Raw genomic sequence first — 26,597 nt, 5'->3', positions numbered from 1 at the left:
GCATCCGAAATGCCGTCTGAAATTAATTTTCAGACGGCTTTAATTTTCAGACGGCATTTTATTTATCCCTGCGCACAGACCAGCCATTTATCTCCACCGGATTGCAAGGCTGCCTAAATTCTTATTTCAATCTCGCCCTCATTAAATTGTAGACAATAAATTATAAAATTGTAAACAAAACATATAAGGCTAAAGAGGTTTATAAAATAAATAATATTTAAATTCAAATATATAATAATCTTATACTCCTTTTTGCTTATTTGAACTTCTTTGTTTTCTTGCCATTATTTTGTCAAACTTTATTAAACACTAGGAACACGGTGATGAAGAAAATAGTGCTTATCGGTAACGGCATGGTCGGCTACAAGTTTTGTGAGAAGCTGGCTGAAAAAGGCGGCTTAAATCAATTTTCGCTGACGGTGTTTGGTGCGGAACGCTTGCATGCTTATGATCGTGTGCATCTTTCCGAATATTTCAGCCATCATGATGCCGGAAAATTATCGATGAGCCCGCTTGAATGGTATGCCGAGCGTGGTATCGAATTGATTCTGAATGATCGGGTTACCGAAATCAATTTGAGCCGTAAAACGGTATCCAGCCGTTCGGGGCGGGTGTGTGAATATGACGAGCTGGTTTTTGCCACCGGCTCTTCCTGTTTTATGCCCGATATTCAAGGTGCTGAAAAACAAGGGGTATTTCCCTACCGCACCATTGATGATTTGAACGACATCATCCGCTATGCCGATAATTGCAAAAGCGCGGCGGTGCTTGGCGGCGGCCTGCTCGGCCTTGAAGCTGCCCGCGCCCTACTCGATTTACAGCTGGAAACGCATGTTGTGGAGTTCGCGCCCCGCCTGATGACGCGCCAGCTTGACGACCGCGGTGCCGGGCTGTTGAAACAGAAAATCGAAGCCGGCGGCGTGCAGGTGCATCTTTCACGCGTTACCGAAGAAATCGAAGGCCGCGAATACATGCAGTCGATGCGTTTCAGCGATGGCAGCCGTTTGAAAGTAGATATGCTGGTGGTGTCTGCCGGCATCGTGCCCAACGACAGTCTGGCCCGTGAGGCCGGTATCAAAGTGGACAACCGCGGCGGTATTGTGGTTAACGATGCCATGCAGACCAGTGCGCCGCATGTGTATGCCATCGGCGAATGTGCCCTGCACGGCGGTATGATTTACGGCTTAGTGGCGCCCGGCTACGATATGGCCGAAGTGTTGGCGCACAATTTGGTCGGCAACAGTTTGGCGGGAGAAAGCCATGCCAAGCTTTTTAAAGGCGCAGATTTATCAACCAAACTCAAGCTTATCGGCACTGATGTGGGCAGCTTCGGCAATCCGTTTGCCGACCCTTCCAGCCCCGAGCCCGCCCTGCCGATTATTTATGAAGACACCGGCAAAGGCTTTTACAAACGCATCAATATCAGCCTCGACGGCAGGCGCCTGTTGGGCGGTTTGTTGGTGGGTGACGCTGCCGAATACGGCATTTTGCAGCAAATGTATGCCAACAATATGAAGCTGCCGGCCAACCCCGAGCGCCTGATTCTGCCGCAAAGCGAGGGCGCCGCCGCCGGCATGAGCGTGGCCGATTTGCCTGATAGTGCGCTAATTTGTTCGTGTGAAAGTGTGAGCAAAGGCGCAATTGTAGAAGCAGTCAAAACCGGCAACGAAGACATTGCCGCGCTTAAAACCTGCACCAAGGCCGGCACCGGCTGCGGCGGCTGTTTGCCGATGCTGAAAGATTTGCTCGACACCACGCTGAAATCGATGGGACGGGTGGTGAAAAACACCGTATGCGAGCATTTCGACTACAGCCGGCAAGAGCTTTACCACATGATTAAAGTCAAAGGCTGGCACAGCTACAATGAAGTGCTCGACCATGCCGGCCACGGCGACGGTTGCGAGCTCTGTAAACCGCTGGTGGCTTCAATTCTGGCCACACTCTGGAACGACCCGATTCTCACCAAAGGCAACGATATTGCCCAAGATACCAACGACCGCTTTTTGGCCAATATTCAAAAAGGCGGCACTTATTCGGTGGTACCGCGCATTCCCGCCGGCGAAATCACCCCCGACAAATTGCTGGTGATTGCTCAAGTGGCAAAAAAATACGATCTCTACACCAAAATCACCGGCGGCCAGCGCATCGATATGTTTGGCGCCCATGTCGGCGATTTACCGGCGATTTGGGAAGAATTAATCGCCGCCGGCTTTGAGAGCGGCCACGCCTACGGCAAATCGCTGCGCACGGTAAAATCCTGCGTGGGCAGCACCTGGTGCCGCTACGGCGTACAAGATTCGGTAGGTTTTGCCATTGATTTGGAAAACCGCTACAAAGGCTTGCGCACGCCGCACAAATTCAAATCCGGAGTATCCGGCTGCGTGCGCGAATGTGCCGAAGCACAAAGCAAAGATTTCGGCATCATCGCCACCGAAAAAGGCTGGAATATTTATGTCGGCGGCAACGGCGGTGCCAAACCGCAACACGCCACCCTGCTCGCCGCCGATGTCGACAGCGATACCGCCATGCGCTATATCGACCGTTTTTTGATGTTTTACGCCCAAACCGCCGAGCCGCTGCAACGTACCGCGCCGTGGCTCAACAAACTCGAAGGCGGCATCGAATACCTGAAAGACGTGATTATCCGCGACAGCCTCGGCATCTGTGCCGACCTCGACGAGCAAATGCAGCACCACATAGCCACTTACGTGTGCGAATGGAAAGATGCCGTTTCCGACCCTGAAAAACGCAAACGTTTCCGCCACTTTGTTAATTCTGATGCCAAAGACGAAACCATCCGCTTTATCCCTATGCGCGAGATGAAACGGCCTGCCGATTGGCATGACGAAACAGAAAACAGCAAAGAAAAAGAAACCGCCTCATAAGCATGCCGGTTCAGACGGCCTCAAAACTAATCAGCGAAAGGACAAACTCATGACCCAATGGCACCCGGTCGGCACCACCGCCGATTTTCCCGAAGACGGCGGCGCCTGCGCCGAAGTAGCCGGCAAACAGATTGCCGTGTTCCATTTTGCCCGCCGCGGCAAATGGTATGCCACCGACAACCTCTGCCCGCACAAACAGCAAATGGCGCTGGCACGCGGCATGCTGGGCTCGGTATGCGATGAATCGGGCAAGCATATCCCCAAAGTGGCCTGCCCGTTCCACAAAAAAACCTATTCGCTTGAAGACGGCCGCTGCCTCTCCGGCGATGATTATCAAATCGGCGTATACCCCGTGAAAGTGGAAAACGGCGCAGTGTTTGTTGCCGTATAAAGCAGTTTTCAGACGGCCTGACATACCCATGCGCAAAAACACACCGGCAGCTTTGCGGCCTGTCTGCTGATTGTGCAAGAAATAGCAGGCCGTCTGAAAACTATTTGCTTTCAGACGGCCCGGGTGTTTCGACAAAGCATCAAGTCGGCAATATATGCACTTTCACATGCTGCCCTGCGGCAACGGTTTCGCCGGGCGGCACTTCGCATAATGCATTGGCACGAGCGCAGGTGCTGAGCATGGCGGAGCCTTGGTTCGGCAGCAACACCGCGACGGTTTCGCCGGCATCATCTACTTCGACGCACACCCGCAGAAATTCACGGCGCTTAATGGCTTTGCGGGTATCAAATGCGGCTTTAACAGTAAAGTTGGGCAGATTCCAATAGCGCGGATATTTACCCATCAGTTTGTTTAACACCGGAAACAGCAGCATGTGGGCAGTGACGAAAGTGGCTACCGGGTTGCCGGGCAGGATAAACACTTTGGTGTTGCCGATGCTGCCCCAGGCAAAAGGTTTGCCGGGCTTGATGGCCAAGGTGTGGGTGGTGAGTGTGCCCACATTTTCAATGGCTTGCTTGAGATAATCGGCTTCGCCCACTGAGGCGCCGCCGCTGGTGATGATAACGTCGAATTTTTTGGCGGCATAACCCAGCGCGGTTTCGGTGCGGCTCAGGTCGTCGGGCAGAATGCCGCCGTCCATCACTTCGGCACCGCGTGTTTTCAGCCAGGCAATCAGCTGGTAGCGGTTGGCATCGTAAATTTTACCTTCTGCCGCCGGTTCGCCGGGCTCGATGATTTCGTTGCCACTGGAAAATACGATCACTTTCAGTTTTTCGTAAACCGGCACGTTTTTATAGCCTTGCGAAGCGGCCAGCCCCAACGCGGCGGCGTTGAGCTTGCTGCCCTGCGCCAGCAATTCCTGCCCCACTTCGATTTCTTCGGCTCTCAGGCGCATGTGTTGGCCGGGAGCGATGTCGGCAAGAATGTGCAACGCGCCGTTTTCGATTTCGGTTTGCTCCTGCGGCACCACGGCGGTGGTGTTTTCGGGCAGCGGCGCGCCGGTAAAAATGCGCACGGCTTCTCCGTGTTGCAGCGGTGCGGCAGCGCATTCGCCGGCCTGCACGCGGCTGATAACGGTAAAGTCTTTCAGACGGCCTTGCGTATCGCATACGGCATAGCCGTCCATGGCGCTGTTGTCAAACATGGGGCTGGGATATTGTGCCGGCAGCGGCGCCGCTAAAATGCGGTTGGCGGCTTCGGCCAGGGCAAGATTGGCGCTGCCCAATGTGCAGGCATGGGTGTCGAGCAGTTGTTGGCGGGCGGTATTGAAATCTAGCATGGCGGGGTGTCCATATCTTGTGGTGAATTATAGTTGGCAAAACAGGCATCCGCCGCAAACTGCACTGAACGGGCGCGTTGCTGCTGCAACCAGCCGCGGATGGTGCGCATGCCGGCATTCAGGTAGGCGATGGAGCTGGGCAGCAGCTGCGGGCGGAAAAACATCACGCTGTAATGCTGTTGGTTGTCGGTTTGGGCGTAAAAAGCACTGCAAAGCGGCGAACGTTGCGCGGCGGCCTGAAACACCTGCACCAGATTTTCGGGCAGGTATAAGGTGTCGCACGGCACCACCAGCAGCCAATCGGCTTTGGCCAGTTGGATATCGCTGGCCGATGTGCACAAAGCGGCCAGCGGGCCCAGCCCCTGCCATTGGCGGGCATCGGCAAAAACGTGGGCGCTGCGGGCGGCATATTCTTCAAGGTTGCGGTTGGCGCTGATGGCGATGTGCCCCACTTGCGGGCGGATGCGGCCGATAACATGGTCGACAAACGCCCGGCCCTGCCATTCGATCAAGCCTTTGTCGCGGCCGCTCATGCGCCGCCCTTCGCCGCCGGCCAAAATCAATGCGCTGACATTCATGGTTGTTCCCATTGTGCGGCGGCGGCGCAATCGCTTTGCTTGGCCGCTACCCACTGTTCGCGGCCGTCTGAAAAAGCTTCCTGCTTCCAGAAAGGCGCTTCTGTTTTTAAATAGTCCATCAGATATTCGGCGGCCTCAAAGGCCGCTTGGCGGTGTTCGGAGGCGGTCAGCACCAACACAATCTGCTCGTCGGCAGCCAGCCGGCCGACACGGTGGATAACGGTGCAGGCGCTCAGCGGCCAGCGGCCGGCAGCCGTTTGCACAATGCGGGCGATTTCGGCTTCGGTTACTTCGGGGAAATGCTCGAGATAAAGATGCGACAACGGCGTGTCGGTATCGCGGTCGCGCACGAGGCCGGTAAAGCTTACCACGGCACCGATATTGCCGCCCGAAGCCAGCAAGGCCTGATATTCCTGTTGCAGGTTGAAGTCGGCGGTTTGAACGCGGATCACGGCTTGCATCGTCATCCTCCCGTTACCGGCGGCAGCAGGCCGACTTCGGCGCCATCGGGAATCTCATCCTGCCAGGTGCTGATTTTTTTATTGATAACCAGGCGGAAAATCTGCCCGGGCGCCAAGGCGGTTTGCCACTCTTCGCCGCGCCCGTGCAGCAGCGCCAGCAAATCGGTGCCGTTGCCGCCCGGCCAGCTGATTTGCTCTTGGGCGGTATTGAGGCGCTGCTTGAGCACGCCGAAATAGAGAATTGTAATCATGTTGGAATGGGCCGTCTGAAAAGAAACTGCTGTTGGAAAAGATATTGACAGAATTTTACACCAAAACCCAGCCCCATTCAGCGAATAAACACCTAGCCTTTCGGCGGATTGAATATACTTCCATGAGATGATACTTTATAACTAGTTCCAACCATTTGCATCATTATGAAACCACCTGTCATCAACCGTTTCGGCACCAGCCTTTCCGCCCGCCTCAAGCTGCTCACCTGCTTGTGGGTGGGTGCGGCGCTGTTTTCCATCGCCTTTACGCTGGTTTTGTCGTGGCGGCTAGAAGGCGCGGGGGCAGCCATCAACGATGCGGGCAGCCTGCGCATGCGCACTTACCGGCTGGCCTATTTGGTGAACCGGCAGGCTGCCCCGGCCACCCTGCGGGCGCAAATCCATTCGTTTGAACAAACCATGCACACCATCGAACGCGGCGACCCTGCCCGGCCGCTGTTTTTGCCCGACAAACCGGAAGTGCACGAAAAAATGCAGGCCATCGTGAACCATTGGTACCGCGTGATCAAGCCGCTGATGGAAAACGGCCCGCCCGACAGCGAGCAGTTGCGCCAGTTTGTCAGCCTGATCGACAGCTTTGTGCTGTCGGTTGAAACCGTCAACGCGCGCAACACCGAATGGCTGCGCCTGTTTCAGACGGCCTTGATGGCGATGGTGATGATGGGCGCCGGCGTGATGGTGGTGTTGCTTTATTTATGGGTTATCCGCCCGATTGATGTGCTCCGCGACGGCATGCAGGCCATCCGCCGCGGCCGTTTCGGCGCACAGGTAACCACCGGCAATGTGGCTGAATTTGCCCAGCTCGGCAATGGTTTCAACCAGATGAGCGCCCACTTGAAAACACTTTACACCGATTTGGAAGGGCAAGTGGCGCTGCAAACGCAAAATCTGGCCAACAAAAACCGCGAGCTCGAAACCCTCTACCAAACCACCCGCGATTTACACCAAAGCCACACCGCCACCACCGCCGCCGAAGATTTTCTGGCGCGGGTTCTGCCTGAAATCGCCGCCGATGCCGGCAGCGTGAGGCTGCTCGATTTCGACCGCAAACGCATGGATCTGGCCGCCAGCAGCGGCCTGCCCGAAAAGCTGCAAACCGCCGAACAATGCGAGCGCCTGGAAGAATGCCTGTGCGGTGCCGCAGCGCAGAAAACCGATGAACAACCGGTTTATTTTTTTGACACCCACACGCCGCAAAACACCGCCACCCTGTGCGAACATGCAGGCTTTGACGATGTGGCCGTGTTCCCCATCCGCTATAAAGACCAAGAGCTCGGCATTTTCACGCTTTATTTTTCAGACGGCCGCAAGCTGGCGCCGGGCGATACCGAGCTGCTGCACGCACTTTGCGACCAGCTGGGCGTGTCGATTGCCAACAGCCGGCTGGCTTCCGAAAACCAGCAATTGGCTGTATTGCAGGAGCGCAACCTGATGGCGCAAGGCCTGCACGACAGTATTGCGCAAACGCTGACCTTCCTCAACCTGCAAGTGCAAATGCTCGAAAGCGCCGTGGCTGCCGGCGAAAAAGAGCAAGTGGCGGAAAACATGCGCTTCATCAAAGAGGGCGTGCAGGAATGCTACGACGACGTGCGTGAGCTGCTGTTGAATTTCCGCACCAAAATCAGCAAAAAAGAATTTCCCGATGCGGTGCGCACACTCGTGAAACGTTTCGAGCAGCAAACCCAGATTCCCGTCGACACCGACTGGGTCGGCCACGGCATGCCGCTAAGCGCCGATGAGCAATTGCAGGTGATTTTTATTTTGCAGGAAAGCCTGTCCAACATCCGCAAACACGCCCAAGCCAAACAAGTGCGGCTCAAAATTACCAACGAACAGGATTTCACCCTGAATATTTGCGACAACGGCATCGGTTTCGACACAGGCCGTCTGAACAATCTTTCGGGCGAGCATGTCGGGCTGGGCATCATGCATGAACGGGCCCGTCGCATCCACGCCCGACTTGAGGTACAATCCACGCCATTACAAGGCACTACAATTACATTAACGCTGCCACACCAAAAGAGAACGGCCACATGAGCAAAATCAAAATTATTCTGGTTGACGACCACACCCTGTTTCGCAGCGGCATCAAAGCCCTGCTCTCCCGCCAAGACGATTTAGAGGTGATCGGCGAAGCGGCCGACGGCCTTTCCGGCGTGAAACTGGCCGAACAGCTCAGCCCCGATATCGTGTTGCTCGATTTGGACATGCCGGTGATGAACGGCCGCGAAGCATTGGCGCAAATCTTGAGCGCCAACCCCCAGCAAACCGTGGTGATGCTCACCGTGTCGGAAGACAGCGACGATCTCACCGAATGCATGCGCATCGGCGCGCGCGGCTTTTTGCTGAAAAACATCAACGCCGATTTTCTACTGGAAAGCATCCGCAAAGCCGTAGACGGCGACAATGTGTTTTCCCCCGAAATGACCGCACGGCTGGTGCAATCGCTGATTTCCCCGGCTGCACCGCCGAAAAACAACGAATTGGCCAGCCTGACCCCGCGCGAATTGGAAATTTTGGGCTATTTGGCTTCCGGCCACAGCAATAAAGTGATTGCCCGTCATCTTGATTTGGCCGAATCCACCATCAAAGTGCATGTTCAGAATATTTTGCGCAAGCTCGAATTAAGCAGCCGCGTGCAGGCAGCCGTGTATGCCGTGCAGCATAAAGTGCCGCAGCCGGGCAGCTAGGGTGTCCTGACAATTCGTTTATGAGGGGATTTTTGTTCCTGAAAATGCAGATGCCAGGCAAAAAACGCAGCAAGATTGGACATCTTGCGAGGCTTTTTAACGCAGCAGATGCGTTTTCAGGGGCAAAATACACCCGTAAATCGAATTGTCCGGACACCCTAGGGTGTCCTGACCATTCATTTATCGGAGAACCAACCGCCATGCCGCAAAACATCAAAAATATGCTGTCGCTTTACTTTATCGCCGGCACTCAAGATTTCCGCCATGCAGAAGGCGATCGCAGCCAAGCCCTGCTCGACTGCCTGGAGCAGGCGCTCGCAAACGGTATTACCTGTTTCCAATTGCGTGAAAAAGAAGCCCACTCGCTGGCAGATGCCGCAGCCATAGAGGCGCTTGCCCGCGCCTGCCTGGCTCTGTGCCGCCGGCACCGCGTGCCGTTTTTTATTGACGACAATGTCGATTTGGCCTTGAAAATCGGCGCAGACGGCATCCATGTAGGCCAAGAAGATATGCCGGTTGAGGAAGTTATCCGATTGTGCGGCGGCAAACTGATGATCGGTTTGTCGACCAACACCGTTGAGCAGGCGCAGCAGGGCAGCCGTTATACCGCCATCGATTATTTCGGTGTCGGCCCGATGTTTCCCACCCAATCCAAAGCCAAACCCAATCCCTTGGCCGGCGCCAAACGTTTGCAGGAAATCCGCCGCGCAGGCATTGACAAACCATTAGTGGCCATCGGCGGCATCAAACCCCACAACGTGCATGAAATTTACGCCACCGGCGCGGCTGACGGCATAGCCGTTATTTCTGTGATTGCCCAATCCCAAGATGTGGCGCAAACCATCCGCGAATTAAAAACAGGCAAACCGGAAGCGGCATCAAGATAATGTGCCGCTGTGCCCATACACTAAGGCCGTCTGAAAAGCAGATTTTCTTTTCAGACGGCCTTTGGGTGTTTTAATGCGTCATATATCATCATCTTTTTTATGCTAAAAGCACATCTGCTGCGTTAAAAACACCCGCAAGATACCCGTATTTATTTACCTGATGATTCGGCATATTTTGTGAGTTGATTCAGACTTCAACGCAGAAGCATACCGCCCGTTTGCCAGCATTTAAGCCAACGCGGTTTGGCAACGGATATCAGCAATCGCCGTTTACCTACTCATCGTCCGGTTTTTCACGAACGGGCATCACTGCCGCCAACAACCAGGCCAAGCACATTAAAAAAATCAGAAATATGCAGGTGGCCAACAGGTGCGACCCCAAAGATTGGCCGAGAAACAACGGTGTCATCATCTTCTCCCTATCGCCCGCGCGGGTGCGGCAGCGGGCATTCTGCAATCCATGCTAAAAGCAACAAGGTCGGTAGGTGGCGGAACCGGAACACTTTAATTTTTATGTGTAAATTTTAGTGTGTTTGCGTGAGAATATAACAAGGCCGTCTGAAAATCAACCATTGTTTCAGACGGCCATATAAATTTCATATTGCAGTAATATAAAAAAATTCAATAAATTAAAGTAACTTTTACGCCAATACCCCCAAAATCACGCTGCCCGACTGAAACACTGCCGCCGCTTTCTGCCCCGGATGCAGATCAAGCTGCTCGGTGCTCTGCATGGTGATGCCGGCCGTTATCATCATGCCGCCGCCCACATCAAGGGCAACCACCGAATTGACCGCGCCGCGGTCGATATGGCTGATGATGCCGTCGAGCCGGTTGCATGCCGAGAGTTTGATGTTGGCCAAATCAGTGGCAACCAACACATCAGTCGATTTAACCAACACGATAACCGCGCTGCCCGGCCGCAAGGCCAAATCATCACAACACTCGGGCGTGATTGCTGCCGTGAGCGTTTGGCCGCCGGGCAGTGCCACCGCCACCGCGCATGTTTCCGCCCTCTTGCCGATTGAAGCGACCACACCCGAAAGCTGGTTGCGTGCACTGGTTTTCATGTGTTGATTTTCCTTTTTCAGACGGCCTTTGATTGTTCAGACGGCCTGTCATACCTGTCTGCAAGCCTGCCTGCCGATGCAGTATGAGCAAATGCTGTACGGCATCTTAATGCTTTTAACGTGTGTGTGGAAGTGTTTTCAGCGGCCAAAAGCTGCCATCAATCGAATTGTCAGAATACCCTAATCCGAAAGCATTACGCCCCCTACTCTATCAGGCCGTCTGAACCCTATTCCAATGATTTTCTGCAAAGCCCTTTAGGCGCATATTTTTTGACACGCGGCTACTTTATATTACAGCTTAACCAAAAAGGTTTTGAGAACAGCTTTATTTATAAAGCGCAAAGTGAGGGACACTCCAATGAGCCACTTTTTAGACCGTCTGAAATTTTTCAGCAACAAACACGAGCCGTTTGCCAACGGCCACGGCGTACTGACCGAAGAAGACCGCAAATGGGAAAACGCCTACCGCAGCCGCTGGCAGCACGATAAAGTTGTGCGCTCCACCCACGGCGTTAACTGCACCGGCTCCTGTAGCTGGAAAGTTTATGTGAAAAACGGCCTGATTACCTGGGAAACCCAGCAAACCGACTACCCGCGCACCCGCCCCGACCTGCCCAACCATGAGCCGCGCGGCTGCCCGCGCGGTGCGTCTTACAGCTGGTATGTGTATTCCGCCCAACGTGTGAAATACCCGATGATTCGCGGCGTATTGGCCGAAATGTGGCGCAATGCGCGTCAAACCATGTCGCCGGTAGAAGCTTGGGCATACATTGTTGAAAACGAAGAACGCAGCAAAGCCTACAAAACCCAACGCGGCTTGGGCGGATTTGTGCGCGCCGATTGGGAAGAAGCCAATGAAATGGTGGCCGCCGCCAATGCCTACACCATTAAAAACTACGGCCCCGACCGCGTTATCGGCTTCTCACCGATTCCTGCCATGTCGATGGTGAGCTACGCCGCCGGTGCGCGCTATCTGGGCCTGATCGGCGGCGTACCGCTTTCGTTTTACGACTGGTATTGCGATTTGCCGCCCGCCAGCCCGCAAGTTTGGGGTGAGCAAACCGATGTGGCCGAATCAGCCGACTGGTACAACTCGAATTATCTGATGGTATGGGGCTCCAACGTGCCGATGACGCGCACGCCCGATGCCCACTTCTATACCGAAGTGCGCTACAAAGGCACCAAAACCGTAGCCGTTTCGAGCGATTTCGGCGAGATGGCCAAATTCGGCGATATCTGGCTGGCGCCGAAACAAGGCACCGATGCTGCATTGGCAATGGCCATGGGGCATGTGATTATGAAGGAATTCCACCTCGATAATCCGTCGGCCTACTTCACCGACTACATCCGCCAATATACCGACATGCCGATGCTGGTGCGCTTGGAAAAAACCGCCGCCGGCTATGAGCCGCAATACTTCCTACGTGCTTCCGATATCGACGGCAGCCTCGGCGAAACCGAAAACACCGAATGGAAAACCCTTACTTGGGACGAAACCGCCGACAGCCTGGGCGTGCCCAACGGCTCGGTCGGCTTCCGTTGGGACGGCAGCCGGAAATGGAACCTCGAAGAACGCGCCCAAGGCAAAGACACCCGTGCGGCATTGAGCCTGAAAAATTCGGCTGATGACATTGCCAGCGTCGGCTTTACCTACTTCGGCGGCGAACACGATGATTTGGTTTACCGCAAAGTGCCGGCCAAACGCATTGCGCTGGCCAACGGCGAAACCGCTCTTGTGGCCACTGTATTCGATTTGATGGTGGCCAACTACGGTATCGAAAACGGTCAAAACGACGAAAATTGTGCTAAAGACTATTTCGACGACAAACCTTACACCCCGGCATGGCAAGAGAAGCATACCGGCGTGAAACCCGAGCTGGTGATTCAGGTGGCACGCGAGTTTGCCCAAAACGCACACGACACCGAAGGCCGCAGCATGGTGATTGTGGGCGCCGGGCTCAACCACTGGTATCACATGGATATGGCTTACCGCGGCATCATCAATATGCTGATGCTGTGCGGTGCCATCGGCAAATCCGGCGGCGGCTGGTGCCATTATGTCGGCCAGGAAAAACTGCGCCCGCAAAGCGGCTGGACACCGCTCACCTTCGCACTTGACTGGCACCGTCCGCCGCGCCAGATGAACGGCACCTCGTTTTTCTATGCGCACACCAGCCAATGGCGCCATGAAAAGCTGGGCATGAATGAAATCCTCGCCCCGGGTGCCGACGGCAAAATGGAAAACATGTCGATGATCGACTACAACGCCAAAGCCGAACGCATGGGCTGGCTGCCTTCCGCGCCGCAATTGAGCGCCAACCCGCTGGATATTGTCGACCAAGCTGAAGCCGCCGGCCAAAATCCTACTGATTTTGTGGTAAACGGCCTCAAATCAGGCAGCCTCGACATGGCCTGTAACGACCCCGACAACCCGCAAAACTTCCCGCGCAACCTGTTTGTGTGGCGCTCCAACCTGCTCGGCTCTTCCGGCAAAGGCCATGAATATTTTCTGAAATATCTGCTCGGCACCCAAAATGCGGTGTTCAGCGAAGAAGCAGACTGCATCACGCCGTCTGAAATCACCGTGCGCCCCGCCGCCGAAGGCAAGCTGGATTTGCTGACCGTGCTTGATTTCCGCATGTCGACCACCTGCCTCTACGGCGATATCGTGTTGCCGACCGCCACCTGGTATGAAAAAGACGACCTCAACACCTCCGACATGCACCCGTTCATCCACCCCTTGAGCGAGGCGGTCAACCCGTTGTGGCAAAGCAAAACCGATTGGGAAATCTATAAAGGTTTCGCCAAAAAATTCAGCGAAATCGGCAAAGACTACCTCGGCGTGCGCAAAGACATCGTGCTCACCCCGCTGATGCACGACAGCCCGCAGGAGATGGGGCAACCCTTCGACCCGAAAGATTGGAAACACGGCGAATGCGAGCCGGTGCCGGGTAAAACCATGCCGGCCATGACAGTGGTTGAACGCGATTACGGCCTGATTTACGAAAAATTCACTTCCATCGGCCCCTTGCTGGAAACAATCAACAACAACGGTAAAGGCCTGGCCTGGCAAACCGGCCACGAAGTGGAATTGCTGCGCAAACTCAACGGCGTGCGTGCCGAGGGCGCGGGCAAAGGCCAGCCGAAGCTGGACACCGCCATTGATGCCGCCGAGATGATTCTCACTTTGGCGCCGGAAACCAACGGCCACGTTGCCGTAAAAGCCTGGGAAGCGCTGAGCAAAGCCACCGGCCGCGAACACAAACATCTGGCCGCCTCTGCCGAGCACACCCAAATCCGCTTCCGCGACATCGTCGCCCAGCCGCGCAAAATTATCTCATCGCCCATTTGGTCGGGTATTGAAAGCGAAGAAGTCAGCTACAACGCCGGCTACACCAATGTGCACGAGCTGATTCCGTGGCGCACCATTACCGGCCGCCAGCAGTTTTATCAAGATCACTTGTGGATGCGCTCTTTCGGCGAACACCTGTGTGTTTACAAACCCGCAGTCGATTTGAAAACCACGCAAAAACTGCTCGGTCAGCGCGGCAACGGCAATAAGGAAATCACGCTGAACTTCCTCACGCCGCATCAAAAATGGGGCATCCACAGCACCTATTCGGAAAACCTGCGCATGCTTACTCTGTTCCGTGGCGGCCCGAATGTGTGGATCAGTGAAACAGACGCGAAAAAAGCCGGCATCGTCGACAACGACTGGGTGGAAGTGTTTAACGCCAACGGCACCATCACCGCCCGCGCCGTGGTGAGCCAGCGGATTCCGGAAACCATGATTCTGATGTACCACGCGCAAGAAAAAATCGTTAATGTGCCCGGTGCGGAAACTTCCGGCAAACGCGGCGGCATTCACAATTCGGTAACGCGCACGGTGTTGAAGCCCACCCACATGATCGGCGGCTACGCCCAACAGGCTTACGGCTTCAACTATTACGGCACCGTCGGCGCCAACCGCGACGAGTTTGTGATTGTGCGCAAAATGAACCGCGTAGACTGGATGGACGAACCGGCATAAAGCCCAAACCGACCACAGCCAAGCTTTCAGACGGCCTTGTTTAAAACGCAGGCCGTCTGAAAAGAAAAACAAATGTTTCAGACGGCCTTAACCAATCAAAAGCCTGTTTGAACAAAACAAAAGGAACAACACCATGAAAATCAGAGCACAAGTAGGCATGGTTCTGAACCTGGACAAATGTATCGGCTGCCACACCTGCTCCGTTACCTGTAAAAACGTGTGGACATCGCGCGACGGCGTGGAATACGCCTGGTTTAACAACGTAGAAACCAAGCCCGGCATCGGCTTTCCGAAAAACTGGGAAGACCAAGAAAAATGGAACGGCGGCTGGGTGCGCAAGCCCGACGGCAAGCTCGTACCCAAACAAGGCGGCAAGCTGAAAATTCTGGCCAACATCTTCGCCAACCCCAATATGCCGCAGATTGACGACTATTACGAGCCGTTCACCTACGATTACGAGCATCTGCAAAACGCGCCGAAAATGAAAACACCGCCGACGGCGCGCCCCGTTTCCGTGCTGACCGGCAAGAAAATGGACAAAATCGAATGGGGCCCCAACTGGGAAGACGATTTGGCCGGCGAATTTGAAAAACGCGCCAAAGACGTGTTGTTTGAAGGCATCCAAAAAGACATGCACGCCGCGTTTGAGCAAACCTTTATGATGTATCTGCCGCGCCTGTGCGAACACTGCCTGAACCCGACCTGCGTAGCCTCTTGCCCTTCCGGCAGTATCTACAAGCGTGAAGACGACGGCATTGTGCTGATTGACCAAGACAAATGCCGCGGCTGGCGCATGTGCGTATCGGGCTGCCCGTATAAAAAAATCTACTACAACTGGACAAGCGGCAAAGCCGAAAAATGCACTTTCTGCTACCCGCGCATCGAAGGCGGCCAGCCCACCGTATGCTCGGAAACCTGTGTCGGCCGCATCCGTTACCTCGGCGTATTGCTTTACGATGCCGACAAAATCGAGCAGGCCGCTTCAGTAGAAAACCCGCAAGATCTGTATGAACAACAGCTCGGCGTGTTTCTCAACCCGCACGACCCGGAAGTGCAAAAAGAAGCCCTCAAACAAGGCATCAGCCAAAGCTGGCTCGATGCCGCCAAAAAATCACCGGTCTACAAAATGGCGATGGAATGGAAAGTGGCCTTCCCCCTACACCCCGAATACCGCACGCTGCCGATGGTTTGGTATATTCCGCCCTTATCGCCCATCCAATCGGCTATCGAAAATGGTTTGGTGGGTGAAAACGGCATCATTCCCAGCGTTGACGAAATGCGTATTCCGCTGCGCTACCTGGCCAATCTGCTTACCGCCGGTAAAATCGAGCCGATTAAAGCCGCCCTCGAACGTATGATAGCCATGCGCCGCTTCAAGCGCGGCCAAACCGTGCACGGCGAAACGCTTGAAGCCACGTTAGACGGTACCGGCCTCACACCGGCGATGGTTGAAGACATGTATCAGATTATGGCGATTGCCAATTATGAAGACCGCTTCGTTATCCCCACTTCGCATAAAGAAATGGTGGAAAACAGCTTCGACGACAAATCCGGCTGCGGCTTCACCTTCGGCAACGGCTGCTCCAGCGGCAGCAGCGAAGAGAGCCTGTTCGGCAAACGCAAAGGCACACCGATTGTATTCCACGGTCTGCGCAAAGATGCCGAAGACAACCGTGAAAAAGGAGTGCGCTGATGGCTGCCAACCCCGTTTACCAATGGTTTTCGGCGCTGTTGTGCTATCCCGAAGCCGACTTGCTCGAAGCGCTGCCTGAGTTTCAGACGGCCTTACAGCAATGGCCCGAATTATCAGCGCAGCAAACCGCCCTGCAAGGCTTTCTGGATTATTTAGGCAGCCACAGTTTGCGCGAATTGCAGGAAAATTATGTCGCCACTTTCGACCGCAACCGCAACCACGCGCTCTACATTTTCGAACATGTTTACGGTGAAGACCGCGACCGCGGCAGCGCCATGGTCGACTTGCTGCAAGAATACCGCCGTGGCGGCTTTGAATTGGGTGATGACGAATTGCCCGACTATCTGCCGGTATTGCTGGAATATCTGGCGCAGGTGCCGTCTGAACACGCGCAAAAGCTGTTGGGCGATGCCGTGCACGTGGTGGCGCATATTGCCGGCAAGCTGAATGCTGCCGCTTCACCTTATGCCGCCCTGCTGCAAGGTGTTACCGCGCTGAGCCCGGTTGCCCCGCTGCCCTTGGTCGAGCCGCCGGTGCGCGACATGGATGAAGCGATGGAAACCTTCGGCCCCGATTTCAGCGGCCAGGAGCCCTTGCTCAAGCCCAGCATCGAAACCGTACAGTTTTATCCCAAATCTGCGTATCACGCCGCAGCAAAAGGAGCCGCATCATGAACACGTTTAACCAATTTTTCTTCGGTATTTATCCGTATATCTGCCTGGCGATTTTCTTTTTCGGCTCGCTCGTGCGCTTCGACCGCGAGCAATACAGCTGGAAAAGCGAATCCAGCCAGCTCTTGTATCGCGGTCAATTGCGGCTGGGCAATATTTTGTTTCACGTCGGCGTATTGATGGTGTTTTTCGGCCACCTGTTCGGCCTGCTTACCCCCTTGTGGTTTTGGGAATTTATCGGCGTATCGCATGAAGCCAAACAGATTTTCGCCATGCTGATGGGCGGCATCTTCGGCCTGATGGCGCTGGCCGGCCTGATTATCTTGATTAACCGCCGCTTCAAATGCGACCGCCTCGCTGCCAACTCCACCTGGCGCGACAAATTGGTGTTGATCTGGATTCTGATCACGCTGCTGCTGGGTTTGAGCACCATCTTTGTGAGTATGCAGCACACCGACGGCCATGAAATGGTGCAGCTGATGCATTGGGCGCAACACATCGTGACCTTCCGTGGCGGCGCGGCAAGCTATATCGCCGAAGCCAACCTGCTTTTCAAACTGCACATCTTTATGGGCATGACGTTTTTCCTGATTTTCCCGTTCACCCGCATGGTACACGTATGGAGCGGTTTTGCCAGCGTAAGCTATCTCGGCCGCGCCTGGCAGCTGGTACGCCGCCGTTAGGCTATCGTGAAATGAATAAAAGTGCTAAAGCGTTACTGCCTTGTCTCACTACTTTCTTCATTTCACTATATCCTGAATAAATATTCTGAATTAACCATTTGAAACAAACAAAGGCCATCTGAAACTTATGTTTTCAGACGGCCTTTAGCGTATCGGCAATTCGTTGATAATGTGCTTTTAGCACAAAAAAGATGATGATATATGACACATCAGGACACCCTAGGGTGTCCTGATGTGTCGTTTATGAGGGGATTTTTGTTCCTGAAAATGCAGATGCCAGGCAAAAAACGCAGCAAGATTGGACATCTTGCGAGGCTTTTTAACGCAGCAGATGCTTTTTCAGGGGCAAAATACACCCGTAAATCGAATTGTCCGGACACCCTAGCGTGAAAGCTTGATGGCTATCAGCCCGAACAAGCCAAAAATGCTATAATAGCCGATTCGTTTTACACGGAAATTTCCGGCAAAAGGCACAGATAAGCATGAGCAGCTCAAACGACACCATCCGCATCCGCGGCGCCCGCACCCATAATCTGAAAAACATCGATCTCGATATTCCCCGCCACAAGCTGGTGGTGGTTACCGGCTTGTCGGGCAGCGGCAAATCCTCGCTCGCGTTCGACACGCTCTATGCCGAAGGCCAGCGCCGCTATGTGGAAAGCTTGTCTGCCTATGCGCGCCAATTTTTGCAGATGATGGACAAACCCGATGTCGATTTGATCGAAGGCCTCTCGCCCGCCATCTCTATCGAGCAGAAATCCACCAGCCACAACCCGCGCTCCACCGTGGGCACGGTAACGGAAATCCACGACTACCTGCGCCTGCTCTACGCCCGCGTCGGCACGCCTTATTGCCCCGAACACGATTTGCCGCTCACCAGCCAAACCGTGTCGCAGATGGTGGACAACGTACTTGCGCTGCCGGAAGACACGCGCGTGATGATTCTCGCCCCGGCCGTGCGCGGCCGCAAAGGCGAATTTGTTGATTTGTTTCAAGATTTGCAGGCACAAGGCTTTGCCCGCGTGCGCGTGGACGGCGAAGTGTATCAGCTCGATGAAGTGCCCAAGCTCGAAAAAAACATCAAACACAATATCGATGTGGTTATCGACCGCGTCAAAGTAAAAGCCGACATCAAGCAGCGGCTGGCCGAAAGCTTTGAAACCGCGCTGCGTCACGGCAGCGACCGTGCATTGGCAATGGAAATGGACAGCGGCGAAGAGCATTGGTTTTCCGCCACCTTTTCCTGCCCCGTATGCTCCTACAGCCTGCCCGAGCTGGAACCGCGCCTGTTTTCCTTCAACAACCCCGTCGGCGCCTGCCCCACCTGCGACGGCTTGGGCAGCATGAATTTTTTCGACCCCGCCCGTGTAGTGATGCACCCCGAATTGTCGCTCGCCGCCGGCGCGATTAAAGGTTGGGACAAACGCAACACCTTCTATTTCCAAATGATTCAATCGCTCGGCAAACATTACGGCTTTGATGTCAACACGCCGTTTGAAGCGCTGCCCGAAAAAGTTCAAAAAGTGGTGTTAAACGGCTCCGGCAAAGAAGTGGTCGAATTTACCTACCTGAGCGAGCGCGGCGGCACGTTCCAGCGCGAACATGCTTTTGAAGGCATTTTGCCCAATCTCGAGCGCCGCTACCGCGAAACCGATTCCCCCGCCGTGCGCGAAGAATTATCGCAATACCAAAGCCACCGCGCCTGCCCCAGCTGCGGCGGCGCGCGCCTGCGCAAAGAAGCCCGCTATGTGTATGTAGGCAAACAGCCGCTGCACGAGCTTTCTGCCTGGCCGCTCACCCAAACCCACCGCTTTTTCGAAACCTTAGATTTAGAGGGCAACAAAAAGCAAATCGCCGAAAAAATCCTCAAAGAAATCACCGAGCGCTTGGGCTTTCTGATTAATGTCGGCCTCGATTACCTCAACCTCAGCCGCAGCGCCGAAACCCTCTCCGGCGGTGAAGCCCAGCGCATCCGCCTGGCCAGCCAAATCGGCAGCGGCCTCACCGGCGTGATGTATGTGCTCGACGAGCCTTCCATCGGCCTGCACCAGCGCGACAACGACCGCCTGCTCGCCACCCTCAAACGCCTGCGCGATTTGGGCAACAGCGTGATTGTGGTCGAGCACGACGAAGACGCCATCCGCGAAGCCGATTTTGTGGTCGACATGGGCCCCGGTGCCGGCGAGCACGGCGGCAACGTACTGATTGCCGACACCCCCGAAAAAGTCGCCGCCTGTGCCAACTCGGTAACCGGCCAATATTTGAGCGGCAAACAAGCCATCGCCGTGCCCTCAGTTCGCACGCCCGTCAACCCCGAACGCATGCTGGTATTGAAAGGCGCCAAAGGCAACAACCTCAAAAACGTGACCCTCGAACTGCCGCTCGGTTTGATTACCTGCATCACCGGCGTATCCGGCAGCGGCAAATCCACCTTGATTAACGACACGCTGGCCAAAATCACCGCCCGCGAGCTCAACCGCGCCAGCGAAGAGCCCGCCCCCTATGACGACATCAAAGGGCTGGAACACCTCGACAAAGTGATTAATGTCGACCAATCCCCCATCGGCCGCACCCCGCGTTCCAACCCGGCAACCTATACCGGCCTGTTCACGCCCATCCGCGAGCTGTTCGCCGGTGTGCCCCTTTCACGCGAACGCGGCTACAACGTCGGCCGCTTCTCATTCAACGTTAAAGGCGGCCGCTGCGAAGCCTGCCAAGGCGACGGTGTGATTAAAGTGGAAATGCACTTCTTGCCTGATGTATACGTGCCCTGCGAAGTCTGCCACGGCAAACGCTACAACCGCGAAACGCTGGAAGTGCAATACAAAGGCAAAAACATCAGCCAGATTCTCGACCTCACCGTCGAAGAAGCCCGCGAATTTTTCGATGCCGTGCCCACCGTTTCCCGCAAACTGCAAACCCTGATGGACGTCGGCTTAGGCTACATCCGCCTCGGCCAATCCGCCACCACCCTATCCGGCGGCGAAGCCCAACGCGTGAAACTCGCCTTAGAATTATCCAAACGCGACACCGGCCGCACGCTGTATATTCTCGACGAACCCACCACCGGCCTGCACTTTGCCGATATTGCTTTGCTGTTAGAAGTCATAGGCCGTCTGAAAGGTAAAGGCAACTCAATTGTGATTATCGAGCACAATCTCGATGTGATTAAAACGGCGGATTATATTGTCGACTTGGGGCCGGAAGGCGGCGATGGCGGCGGCAGGATTATTGCTAAGGGGACGCCGGAGGACGTGGCGAAGAAGAAAGGGAGTTATACAGGGAAATATTTGAAAGCATTGCTTTGAAATAAAGCAATGCTTTCAAATGTGTTTAGCAAGCCTTAGGGTTATCCTGACAATTCCATTTACGGGTGCTTTTTGCTCCTGAAAGCGCAGCAGATGTGCTTTTAGCGCAAAAAAGATAATGATATATGACACATCAGGACACCCTAGGGTGTCCTGACCATTACTTGTTATATTGACAGCCGCAGCATGATACATACCAAGGCAACCGTGCTTTCGTAGTGCTGTTTCAAGCGGTCGTAACGGTAGCAACTGAATAGCCAGGACACCCTAGATTTCATGCGTTTAGCGGCACTGCCTGATGATCCGCAAACCACTTTAATTCATCCCTTAATGCCACCACTTCACCAATTACCATCAATGCGGGGCGCGGGGCTACTGCGGCCATGGCCGGCAAATCGCGCAACAGCCCGGTTTGCACGCTTTGTCGCGCCAATGTGCCATTGGAAATCACGGCTGCGGGCGTATCGGCTGCGCGGCCGTGGGCGATTAATTGCCCTGCAATTTCTGCCGCTTTGATGGTGCCCATGTAAACCACTAAGGTTTGCCTGCCGCGCGCCAGCGTCTGCCAGTGCAAATCCTGGCCGTCGGTGCGGCAATGGCCGGTGATAAAGAGTGCAGTTTGGGCGCAGTCGCGGTGGGTCAGCGGAATACCCGCATAAGCGGTGGCGCCCAGTGCGGCGGTAATGCCCGGTATGATGCGGAAGGGAATGCCTGCTTGTGCCAATTCCTGTGCTTCTTCGCCACCACGGCCGAATACAAAAGGGTCGCCGCCTTTGAGCCGCACCACGCGTTTGCCTTGCTGCGCGTATCGAACCAACAGGCGGTTGGTTTCTTCCTGTTGCACCTGATGCAGCCCGGCGCGTTTGCCTACGCAGATTTTGTCGGCATCTTTGCGGATCAGGGCGCGGATTTCATCAGAAACCAATGCATCGTAAAGCACCACATCGGCCGCCTGCATCGCCTGCAATGCATGCACAGTCAGCAAGCCCGCATCACCGGGGCCGGCGCCCACCAAAGCCACCTCGCCCTGCTTGCTCTGCCAGCCCGCCAGTTGGGTGTTGAATTCGGCTTCGGCATCATTCAGACGGCCTTGCGCCACAAAAGTATCGAAACGGCCGGCAAATAATGTTTCCCAAAAGCGGCGGCGTTCGCTCAGTTTGCCGATGGCTGCCTTGACCCGCGGCCGCCATGCGCCGGCCAATGCTGCCATTTTGCCGGTGTGCTGCGGAATCAGTGTTTCAATTTTCTGCCGCCACTGCCGCGCCAGCACCGGTGAAGTGCCGCCGCTGGATACGGCGATTTTGATCGGGCTGCGGTCAATCACGGCAGGCACGATAAACGAGCATAAATCCAGATTGTCTACGGTGTTGCAGAATTTGCCGCGCGCTTCGGCGGCCTGATAAATATTGCGGTTCAGCGCATGATTATCGGTGGCGGCGACGACTAGGAACACATGTTCCAAATAAGCTGCTTGAAAATCCTGACCCAGCCATTCGATTGTTCCCTCATCAAGCCATTGTTGAAACTGTGGATTCAGTTTTTCAGCCACCACCTGCAATTTTGCGCCCGCCTGCAATAAGCTTTCCGCCTTGCGTTCGGCCACATGCCCGGCACCGGCCAGCAGCACGGGGCGGCGGTTTAAATCAGCGAAAATCGGATAATGGCTCATGGTGTGTTCCTGTATGATTATGCCGCCGATATTAAGGCCGTCTGAAACAAAATAAAAAGAATCGTTTTTGCTTTGCTTATCGTGTTTCGTTATATGGACAACCCATCCGGCGCGGGATTATGCCAGGGTGTACTGACCATTCATATATCATCATCTTTTTTGCGCTAAAAGCACATCTGCTGCGTTAAAAAGCCTCGCAAGATGGCGAATCTTGCTGTGTTTTTTGCCCGGCATCTGCATTTTCAGGAACAAAAATCCTCATAAACATCAGGACACCCTAGGTATATTTTGTCATTTTATCCACACCCCCGCCATACGGCATAAGTATCATGGTTTTCAGACGGCCATCATTCCACATAAAATGTTACAATATGATATTTTCAAACCTGATTATTCCAATTATGCAAAAACACTTGTTCATCATTTTTCTGGCCGCTGCAACAATTTTGCCGACAACAGCCGTTGCCGACAGCCGCATCGACAGGCTGGAGCGCACCGTGGCAGAGCTGGGCGAACGCATCCGCAAACTCGAACAGCAAAACCGGCAGCAACATATCATTATCGAAAACCGTCAAACCAAGCAGCCGGTGTATGCCTGCAATGTATCGGTATTCGGCCACAGCTATGAAGCCAGCGCCGATAATGAAGGCATCGCCCGCCAGCAGGTGCGCAAAGCCTGTGCGGCCGAACAAAATGCGATGTTTTGCACCGATAGAGAAATCAAATGCCGTAAGTATCCCTAATCAATCAGGCCGTCTGCTGCCCATTCAAACCTATCCATAAAAAATCGGCCGGCAAAGCAGGTTTAATAAATAAAACGTTCAGACGGCCTGATCAATTGGTTATAAGCACATAAAAAACCATTCTTTCCCATTTTCCGGCCACAGGCAGACAATAGCCGTTAATTCAAAAGACGGAGCCTGATCATGGCCAAACCCGCATTATGGCAACTGCCTGCCGCAACCACTGCCCAAACCGCACGCCTGCCCGAGCTTGAAACCACATTGTCCGAGCGCCTGCACAATATTGCAGCCCGTTATCCGCAAGCCGTTTTCGCCTCCAGCCTTGCCGTGGAAGATATGGTGATTACCGACCAAATCTGCCGACAGCGGCTGCCGATACGCATCATCACACTCAATACCGGCAAACTCAATCCAGAAACCGAAGCACTGATTGCGCAAACCCATGCGCATTACGGTATTGAAATCGAAATTTTCCAACCGCAGCCGGAAGCCGCCGCCGCATTCGAACATGATTACGGCATGGGCTCGATATATGAAAGCATCGAGCGGCGCAAGCAATGTTGCCATATCCGCAAAATCGAGCCGCTCAACCGTGCGCTGGCAGATGCGCCGGCCTGGCTCACCGGGCAGCGCCGCAGCCAATCCAGCACCCGCAGCAGCCTGATGCTTGAAGAGCATGATCATGCCCGCAATATTGCTAAATTCAACCCCATTTTCGATTGGGAAGAAGCCGATGTATGGGCCTATGCCCTCGCCCGCCACGTGCCGCTGAATGATTTATACCGCCAAGGCTACCCCAGCATAGGCTGCGAACCCTGCACCCGACCGGTAAAACTCGGCGAAGACATCCGCGCCGGACGGTGGTGGTGGGAAAATCAAAACAGTAAAGAATGCGGCCTGCACAAATAATGCCCATTAACAAAAACAACCCTGGCTGCATCGGCTTACCTGCGCTCAGAGGGGTGATTTCGCCAGGGTGTCCTGACCATTCAGAATGATTCAGATTTTTGTGCTTAGCTTGCATTTCAAGTGCAACACTTGGAAGTAAAGGTTTCAACACCCTATCCGCTTTGCACTTCTATATTATAATGGCCGTCTGAAACACAGCTCACTCCGCGAGAATCATCATGCTTCAAACAGCCAGTAAAATAGCCGTTAACGGCCCGAAAATTTTAGAAGACACAGGCAACAGCCTAATGGATTTTTTTAACAATCTTTTTGCCCGCCAGCAATTTACCTCACATTTACTAGAACGCAGCTTCAACCAGCCCGCAGGTTGGATTGAGCTGGCCTTAGCGGCAGCCTTGATGTGGTTTACCTTTTGGATGGCTTCGCGCATCATCAGCCGCCGTTCCGCCTCCTCCCCGAAATGGGCGTTTCTGCACCACATCGGCCAGCGTATTTTATGGCCGATATTGCTGCTGATTACGGCCATTATCGGGCTTTATCTCTGGCAAAGCTTCGGCTTCAGGGGCGTGTGGCTGCAATTATTGGTGATGGCGGCACGCTGGATGATTTTAATCAGGCTTGCTTTGGCGGTGGTCAACGCCGCACTGCCCGACAACAAAATAACCGATGCGCTGGAGCGCACGTTGGCAACAGTGTTGTGGGTGGCATTTTTGTTGTGGATTTCCGGCATTGACGACATCATTATCCATACCTTGAAAAATGTAGAGCTGCCCATCGGCTCCATTACCCTAAATCTCTACACCATTCTCACCGGCCTGCTGTGGGTGGCTGTGATTATGATGCTGGCCTTATGGCTGGCGCGCACCGTGAACAGCCGCCTGATGAAAAGCAGCCGCTTAGACATGAATGTGCGCATTGTTTTATCAAAAGTCATCACGTCGGCATTGGTGATTTTGGCCATTCTGATTGCGCTGCCGCTGGTGGGCATCGATTTGACGGTATTATCGGTGTTCGGCGGTGCGTTGGGCGTCGGCATCGGCTTCGGCTTGCAAAAAGTGGCCAGCAATTATATTTCCGGCTTTATCATTTTGGGCGACCGCTCCATCCGCCCCGGCGACCGCCTCACGGTAGATAATTTCACCGGCTATGTTACCAAAATCACCAGCCGTTTTGTGGTATTGCGCAGCGCCGGCGGTGTAGAAGCGCTGATTCCGAACGAAACCTTTGTAACCTCTACCGTTATCAACGAATCTTACACCGCCAAATCACTGTGGCAGAGCCTGGATATTCAGGTGGCCTACCACACCGACCTGGCGCAGGCCATGCAGATTCTCGAAGCCGCCGCGGCCGCACAAGAACGGGTAGCAACCGACCCCGCACCAAAAGCCTTTTTAATCGAATTTGCCGACAACGGCGTCAATCTGCGTGTCGGCTTTTGGGTAAACGACCCTGAAAATGGCTTTTTAGGCTTGTTTTCCGCAATTTTGCTGGATATCTGGAAGCGGTTTAACGAAAACGACATCGAATTCCCCTTCCCGCAGCGCGAAGTACGCATTCTCAACGAACCGCAAACGCCCGACTACGAAGCCGTGCGCCATGCCGGCCAAAAAGCCCGTGCCGACACCCGCTCCGACGAAACCTTCGACAGTGATGACGGAGTACACCAATGAGCCAGCAAACCAAACCGCTGAAACAGCCGGTTTCCGTCTTGGTGGTGCTGCATGATGGCACCGGCAATATTTTGTTGATCGAACGTGCCGACCGCCCGAATTTCTGGCAGTCGGTTACCGGCAGCATCGAAGCCGGCGAAACATTGGCCGCCACCGCCCGCCGCGAAGTGGCCGAAGAAACCGGCATCCGACTTGCTGAAAACCAACTGCATAACTGGCAGCAAAGCCGGCAATACGAAATTTACCTGCACTGGCGCCACCGCTATCCGCCCGGCATCACCCAAAATACCGAACACATATTCTCAGCCTGCATCCGCCGCGATACCCCGGTGCGCTTGAGCGCCGAGCATACCCGCTACCAATGGCTGGCCGCCGCCGCTGCGGCAGATTTGGTATTTTCCCCGTCTAACCGGCAGGCGATTCTCGATTTGGCGCAGCGTGTTTAATACCGAAGCCGTCTGAAAACAAATATTTCAGACGGCTTCAATTCTTATGCTCTATGTCTTCAGCCATCAACCAATCAATTTACGGCCATGCAAACGCTTAAACCTGTATTGCTTATATAGTGGAATAAAGAAAGCAGCGGCACAAGACAGCAAGCCGCATCCAGTACGATAAAGCTCAGCAACGCCGTAGCACTTTTTGACT

The 26,597-nt window shown here is 54.4% G+C and carries 21 protein-coding genes; 15 read left to right on the top strand and 6 right to left on the bottom strand.

Features of this window, described 5'->3' with window-relative positions; genetic code table 11:
- The first annotated feature begins 323 nt into the window (after positions 1-323).
- Together nirB and nirD are read left to right on the top strand one after the other, a co-directional pair.
- Complete coding sequence (gene nirB / locus LVJ83_RS07440) at positions 324-2,885, top strand: nitrite reductase large subunit NirB (protein WP_244783895.1); 2,562 nt, start codon at positions 324-326, stop codon at positions 2,883-2,885.
- A gap of 49 nt (positions 2,886-2,934) precedes the next feature.
- On the top strand, positions 2,935-3,276 hold the full coding sequence (nirD, locus tag LVJ83_RS07435) for a nitrite reductase small subunit NirD (RefSeq protein ID WP_244783894.1): 342 nt from the start codon (positions 2,935-2,937) through the stop codon (positions 3,274-3,276).
- 139 nt (positions 3,277-3,415) lie between these two features.
- On the opposite strand, the gene LVJ83_RS07430 is transcribed toward nirD, so the two are convergent.
- Genes LVJ83_RS07430 through LVJ83_RS07415 form a run of 4 tightly spaced genes read right to left on the bottom strand, consistent with a single transcriptional unit; the run spans position 3,416 to position 5,905 of the window.
- The gene (locus tag LVJ83_RS07430) at positions 3,416-4,615 is read right to left on the bottom strand and encodes a molybdopterin molybdotransferase MoeA (RefSeq protein ID WP_244783893.1); all 1,200 of its coding nucleotides are present in this window, start codon (positions 4,613-4,615) and stop codon (positions 3,416-3,418) included.
- Positions 4,609-5,193 (bottom strand): molybdenum cofactor guanylyltransferase MobA, encoded by a 585-nt coding sequence (gene mobA / locus LVJ83_RS07425; protein ID WP_244783892.1) that lies wholly within the window; start codon positions 5,191-5,193, stop codon positions 4,609-4,611. The genes LVJ83_RS07430 and mobA overlap by 7 nt, the downstream gene beginning before the upstream one ends.
- On the bottom strand, positions 5,190-5,654 hold the full coding sequence (locus LVJ83_RS07420) for a molybdenum cofactor biosynthesis protein MoaE (protein ID WP_244783891.1): 465 nt from the start codon (positions 5,652-5,654) through the stop codon (positions 5,190-5,192). Before LVJ83_RS07420 ends, mobA begins: the two co-directional genes overlap by 4 nt.
- 2 nt (positions 5,655-5,656) lie before the next feature.
- Complete coding sequence (locus LVJ83_RS07415; protein ID WP_244783890.1) at positions 5,657-5,905, bottom strand: MoaD/ThiS family protein; 249 nt, start codon at positions 5,903-5,905, stop codon at positions 5,657-5,659.
- A 165-nt stretch (positions 5,906-6,070) separates the two neighbouring features.
- On the opposite strand from LVJ83_RS07415, the gene LVJ83_RS07410 reads away from it, so the two are divergent.
- The 3 genes from LVJ83_RS07410 (at position 6,071) to thiE (ending at position 9,503) form a co-directional block, all read left to right on the top strand.
- Positions 6,071-7,963 carry a type IV pili methyl-accepting chemotaxis transducer N-terminal domain-containing protein gene (locus LVJ83_RS07410; protein WP_244783889.1) on the top strand — a complete coding sequence of 631 codons (1,893 nt, stop codon included), beginning with the start codon at positions 6,071-6,073 and terminating at the stop codon, positions 7,961-7,963.
- The gene (locus LVJ83_RS07405) at positions 7,960-8,616 is read left to right on the top strand and encodes a response regulator (protein WP_244783888.1); all 657 of its coding nucleotides are present in this window, start codon (positions 7,960-7,962) and stop codon (positions 8,614-8,616) included. The genes LVJ83_RS07410 and LVJ83_RS07405 overlap by 4 nt, the downstream gene beginning before the upstream one ends.
- A 200-nt stretch (positions 8,617-8,816) precedes the next feature.
- Positions 8,817-9,503 carry a thiamine phosphate synthase gene (gene thiE, locus LVJ83_RS07400; RefSeq protein WP_244783887.1) on the top strand — a complete coding sequence of 229 codons (687 nt, stop codon included), beginning with the start codon at positions 8,817-8,819 and terminating at the stop codon, positions 9,501-9,503.
- Positions 9,504-10,144: 641 nt separating this feature from the next.
- Here thiE and LVJ83_RS07395 read toward each other — a convergent pair.
- Positions 10,145-10,573, bottom strand: coding sequence for a TOBE domain-containing protein (locus LVJ83_RS07395; protein WP_244783886.1), 429 nt, complete (start codon positions 10,571-10,573; stop codon positions 10,145-10,147).
- Positions 10,574-10,931: 358 nt separating this feature from the next.
- Between LVJ83_RS07395 and LVJ83_RS07390 the strand changes: the two genes are divergently transcribed.
- From LVJ83_RS07390 to uvrA, 6 genes are all read left to right on the top strand, one after another.
- Positions 10,932-14,603 carry a nitrate reductase subunit alpha gene (locus LVJ83_RS07390; RefSeq protein ID WP_244783885.1) on the top strand — a complete coding sequence of 1,224 codons (3,672 nt, stop codon included), beginning with the start codon at positions 10,932-10,934 and terminating at the stop codon, positions 14,601-14,603.
- Between the two features lie 133 nt (positions 14,604-14,736).
- The gene (gene narH / locus LVJ83_RS07385) at positions 14,737-16,296 is read left to right on the top strand and encodes a nitrate reductase subunit beta (protein ID WP_244783884.1); all 1,560 of its coding nucleotides are present in this window, start codon (positions 14,737-14,739) and stop codon (positions 16,294-16,296) included.
- Positions 16,296-16,970, top strand: coding sequence for a nitrate reductase molybdenum cofactor assembly chaperone (narJ, locus tag LVJ83_RS07380; protein WP_244783883.1), 675 nt, complete (start codon positions 16,296-16,298; stop codon positions 16,968-16,970). The genes narH and narJ overlap by 1 nt, the downstream gene beginning before the upstream one ends.
- Positions 16,967-17,650: a respiratory nitrate reductase subunit gamma gene (gene narI, locus LVJ83_RS07375; protein ID WP_244783882.1), complete on the top strand. Its 684-nt coding sequence runs from the start codon at positions 16,967-16,969 to the stop codon at positions 17,648-17,650. The genes narJ and narI overlap by 4 nt, the downstream gene beginning before the upstream one ends.
- Positions 17,651-17,893: 243 nt before the next feature.
- A complete protein-coding gene (locus LVJ83_RS07370) occupies positions 17,894-18,040 on the top strand; it encodes a hypothetical protein (RefSeq protein ID WP_244783881.1) in 147 nt (48 codons plus the stop codon).
- Positions 18,041-18,132: 92 nt separating this feature from the next.
- The gene (uvrA, locus tag LVJ83_RS07365) at positions 18,133-20,958 is read left to right on the top strand and encodes an excinuclease ABC subunit UvrA (RefSeq protein ID WP_244783880.1); all 2,826 of its coding nucleotides are present in this window, start codon (positions 18,133-18,135) and stop codon (positions 20,956-20,958) included.
- A 274-nt stretch (positions 20,959-21,232) separates the two neighbouring features.
- Here the strand turns inward: uvrA and cysG are convergent, their stop codons facing one another.
- Positions 21,233-22,627 carry a siroheme synthase CysG gene (gene cysG / locus LVJ83_RS07360; RefSeq protein WP_244783879.1) on the bottom strand — a complete coding sequence of 465 codons (1,395 nt, stop codon included), beginning with the start codon at positions 22,625-22,627 and terminating at the stop codon, positions 21,233-21,235.
- Positions 22,628-23,040: 413 nt separating this feature from the next.
- On the opposite strand from cysG, the gene LVJ83_RS07355 reads away from it, so the two are divergent.
- From LVJ83_RS07355 to nudB, 4 genes are all read left to right on the top strand, one after another.
- Entirely contained in the window at positions 23,041-23,370 is a 330-nt protein-coding gene (locus LVJ83_RS07355) for a hypothetical protein (RefSeq protein ID WP_244783878.1), read from the top strand.
- 177 nt (positions 23,371-23,547) lie between these two features.
- Positions 23,548-24,279 (top strand): phosphoadenylyl-sulfate reductase, encoded by a 732-nt coding sequence (locus LVJ83_RS07350; RefSeq protein WP_244787692.1) that lies wholly within the window; start codon positions 23,548-23,550, stop codon positions 24,277-24,279.
- A gap of 287 nt (positions 24,280-24,566) precedes the next feature.
- Positions 24,567-25,949 (top strand): mechanosensitive ion channel family protein, encoded by a 1,383-nt coding sequence (locus LVJ83_RS07345; RefSeq protein WP_244783877.1) that lies wholly within the window; start codon positions 24,567-24,569, stop codon positions 25,947-25,949.
- Complete coding sequence (gene nudB, locus LVJ83_RS07340) at positions 25,946-26,395, top strand: dihydroneopterin triphosphate diphosphatase (RefSeq protein ID WP_244783876.1); 450 nt, start codon at positions 25,946-25,948, stop codon at positions 26,393-26,395. Before LVJ83_RS07345 ends, nudB begins: the two co-directional genes overlap by 4 nt.
- The last annotated feature ends 202 nt before the right edge of the window (positions 26,396-26,597 follow it).

Source organism: Uruburuella testudinis, assembly GCF_022870865.1.
Taxonomy (GTDB): Bacteria; Pseudomonadota; Gammaproteobacteria; order Burkholderiales; family Neisseriaceae; genus Neisseria; species Neisseria testudinis.
The sequence above is the reverse complement of the archived record's forward strand: the minus strand, read 5'-3'. Positions and strand labels throughout refer to the sequence as shown.